Consider the following 3,308-nt stretch of genomic DNA (forward strand, 5'->3'; position numbering starts at 1 on the left):
AGCCCCGTGTTCTGGCGCACGTTGGACCGCATCCGGCGTGAAGTCTTCCTGAACCACGCCATTGACCACTTCGGCATCGTGCGCCGCAACATTCTGGTCAAAAATCCAGACCACCCCGTGTTCATCGATTTCCAAACCGGCCGGGAACGCTTTCGCGGACAGTTCTGGCTTCGCTGGCCGTTTTTTGTCCGCGCCAAAATCAACCGCTGTTTCCGCAAACTCGAAAAGGAACTGGGCGTCAGCCTGAGACCGCCCCATACACCATGAAGCTGTCAACAAATCCCTCCGTGCTGCTGCTGCGCCGCAGTCTGGGCTATTTCGCCCCCTACAAACTGCTTATCGTCGCCGCATTCACGGCCCTGGGCGTGGTCGCCCTGTGCACGGCCGGTGCCGCCTACCTGGTGCAACCGGCCCTGGACGAAATTTTCATCAACAAAGACCGCGACGCCCTGATCTTCGTACCCCTGCTCCTGGTCGCGGTGTTCCTGGGCAAGGGCGTGGGGCTCTTCATCCAGAAATACCTCATGTCCTACTGCGGACTCAAAGTGCTGGAGCGCCTGCGCTACGAACTTTACGCCAAGATCATCTGCCTGCCCCTGGACTTTTTCGGAGAAACCCGGGTGGGCATGCTCATGTCGCGCATCATCAGCGACGTGAACCTGATCAGTTCCAGCCTGCCGGAACTGCTGCGCATCATCCAGCACAGCCTGACCATGATCGGTCTGGTGGCCCTGGTCATCTACCGAGACGCCGCGCTGGCCTTCTGGGCCTGTCTGGTCTTTCCCCTGGCCGTGTATCCGGTGGTCTACTTCGGCCGCAAACTGCGCAAGGTGGGACGCAACTACCAGTCCAAAATCGCCGATATTTCCTCCCATCTGCAGGAAACCTTCAACGGACTGCGCGTGGTCAAGGCCTTTGCCGCCGAGGAACTGGAAAAGGACAAATTCGCCCAGACCAGCAACAAGCTGGTCAGAATCGGCATCAAGGGCAAGGTCTACAACCAACTGTCCTCGCCCATCATGGAATTGATCGGAGCCGTGGGCGCGGGACTAGTCATCTGGTACGGGGGCAGCGAGGTCATCGCCGGCAACCGCACGCCCGGCGAGTTCTTTTCCTTCATGACCGCCCTGGTCATGCTCTACGATCCCTTCAAATCCATCAGCCAGGCCAACAACACCATCCAGCAGGCCCTGGCCGGAGCGGAGCGGGTCTTTGAAATCCTCGATTCTCCGGAACTGATCGAGGAATCCGGAGGCAACCGCGCCTACCAGCCGCCCTTTTCCACCCTGGACTTCGAGGCCGTGACCTTCAGCTATCCGGGCACCACCGACCCGGCCCTCAAGGACGTCACCCTGCACATCCGGGCCGGACAGCGCGTGGCCTTTGTCGGCCAGAGCGGCGCGGGCAAGACCACCCTGGCCCATCTCATCCCCCGCTTTCATGACTGCCGACAGGGGCGCATTCTGCTCAACGGCCTGGACGTTCGGGAATACACCCTGCCCAGTCTGCGCACCAACATCGGCATCGTTTCCCAGGATCCGTTCCTGTTCAACCTTTCGGTGCGCGAAAACATCGCCTACGGCCAGCCCGGCATCGCGCCCCAGGCCGTGGAAGACGCGGCGCGCGCGGCCTACGCCCATGAGTTCATCCTGGATCTGCCCCAGGGATACGACACCGTGGTCGGCGAAAAGGGGGTCAAGCTTTCCGGCGGACAAAAGCAGCGTCTGACCATTGCCCGGGCCATCCTCAAAAATCCATCCCTGCTCATCCTCGACGAAGCCACCTCGGCCCTGGACACCCAGTCCGAACGCATCGTGCAACAGGCCCTGGACAATCTCATGCGTGGCCGCACCAGCCTGATCATCGCCCATCGCCTGTCCACCATCCTGTCGGCGGACAGCATCGTGGTCATGGAGGGCGGCCGCGTCGTGGACACCGCCCCCCACCAGGAACTGCTGGCCCGCTGTCATGTCTACCAGAATCTGTACCGGCTCCAATTCGAGGCCGGCCCAACCACCTGACGAACCCCGGCCCGCCGGCCAGGGCGGATCGACACTACCAAAAAAACACCGCCTCCCACGCGAAGGGGGGCGGTGTTTTTTTCGGGCCCGGACACAGGCAAGACCGTGACGGACCGAATCGACGGGCAAGGACCCTGGCGCCTGGCGACCGGCTCCGGCGGCCCGCCGTCAGCACGCGCCTCGGCCGCGCAGTACTTCCAGCGGAGTTTTGATCAGGATGTAGATGTCGAACCAGACCGACCAATTGCGGACATAGTAGGCATCGAGACGAACCCGTTCGGCATAGGACGTGTCGCTGCGTCCGGAAATCTGCCACAGCCCGGTCAATCCGGGCTTGACCTTCTTGTACAGATCAAACCCGCCCTGGTATTTGTCCACCTCGTCCCAGACAATGGGCCTGGGGCCGACCAAGCTCAAATCGCCCTGGACGACGTTCCAGAGCTGGGGCAGCTCGTCCAGGCTGGTCTTGCGTAAAAACCGGCCAAGCCGCGTGATGCGAGGATCGTTGGCCAGCTTGTGGTTGGCGGCCCATTCTTCCCGCAATGACGGATTCCGGGTCAGGCAATCCCGCAGCACGACGTCCGCGTCACGGACCATGGTCCTGAACTTGAGAATCGAAATATCCCGCCCGCCAAGGCCGATGCGTTGGTGCCGAAACAGCGCCGGCCCAGGAGAGTCGAGCTTGACGAGCAGGGCGATACTTCCCAGCAGGGGCAGCAAAAGCGGCAAAAAGACAAATATCATGATCAGTTCCATGGCGCGCTTGATCAGCCGACGGCCCGGATCCAACAATTTCTGTCGCACCTCGAGGCCGAGAATCCCGTTCAGGTCAAAGGCGGAAACCCACAGCGAGGACGCGCCGAACAAATCCGGAATGATGATCAACCGCCGAAAAGCCGCGGCCGGTCCTTCCAGGACCTCCACCAACCGGGCCGGAGGGATGCCCGGCATGGCCACGATGGCCACGGCGTCCGGATAACATGCGGCCAGGGCGGACGCGTCGGTCAAGGGGCCACGCACGGGGATCCCGCCCACGGCTTGGCCCTGCTTGTCCAGGTCGTCGTCCAAAAAAGCCACGGGCCTGAGCCCCAGGCGTCGATTGCGGGTCAAAACCGCGACCAGGGCGCCGCCAGTGTTGCCCGCGCCCAGGATTACCGCGGGATACCCCCAGGCGTCACATCGATACGCCATCCGCCGCGACAGGGACCGAAACAGCGGCAGGACGACAAGCGCCCCGAGCCAGGCCATGAAAAAAATCCCCCGGGAATACAGGGCGCCTTGTTTGAC

2 protein-coding genes are annotated in these 3,308 nt (G+C 62.2%); one reads left to right on the top strand and one right to left on the bottom strand.

Going from position 1 to position 3,308, the window contains the following annotated elements:
• Nucleotides 1–263: 263 nt before the first annotated feature.
• Complete coding sequence (locus tag EOL86_13095) at nucleotides 264–2,021, top strand: ATP-binding cassette domain-containing protein (GenBank protein NCD26510.1); 1,758 nt, start codon at nucleotides 264–266, stop codon at nucleotides 2,019–2,021.
• A 168-nt stretch (nucleotides 2,022–2,189) separates the two neighbouring features.
• On the opposite strand, the gene wbaP is transcribed toward EOL86_13095, so the two are convergent.
• Nucleotides 2,190–3,308: undecaprenyl-phosphate galactose phosphotransferase WbaP (wbaP, locus tag EOL86_13100; protein NCD26511.1), on the bottom strand; the 1,119-nt coding region annotated here is incomplete at its 5' end.

The organism is Deltaproteobacteria bacterium (assembly GCA_009930495.1).
In the GTDB taxonomy this organism is placed as follows: Bacteria; Desulfobacterota; Desulfovibrionia; order Desulfovibrionales; family Desulfomicrobiaceae; genus Desulfomicrobium.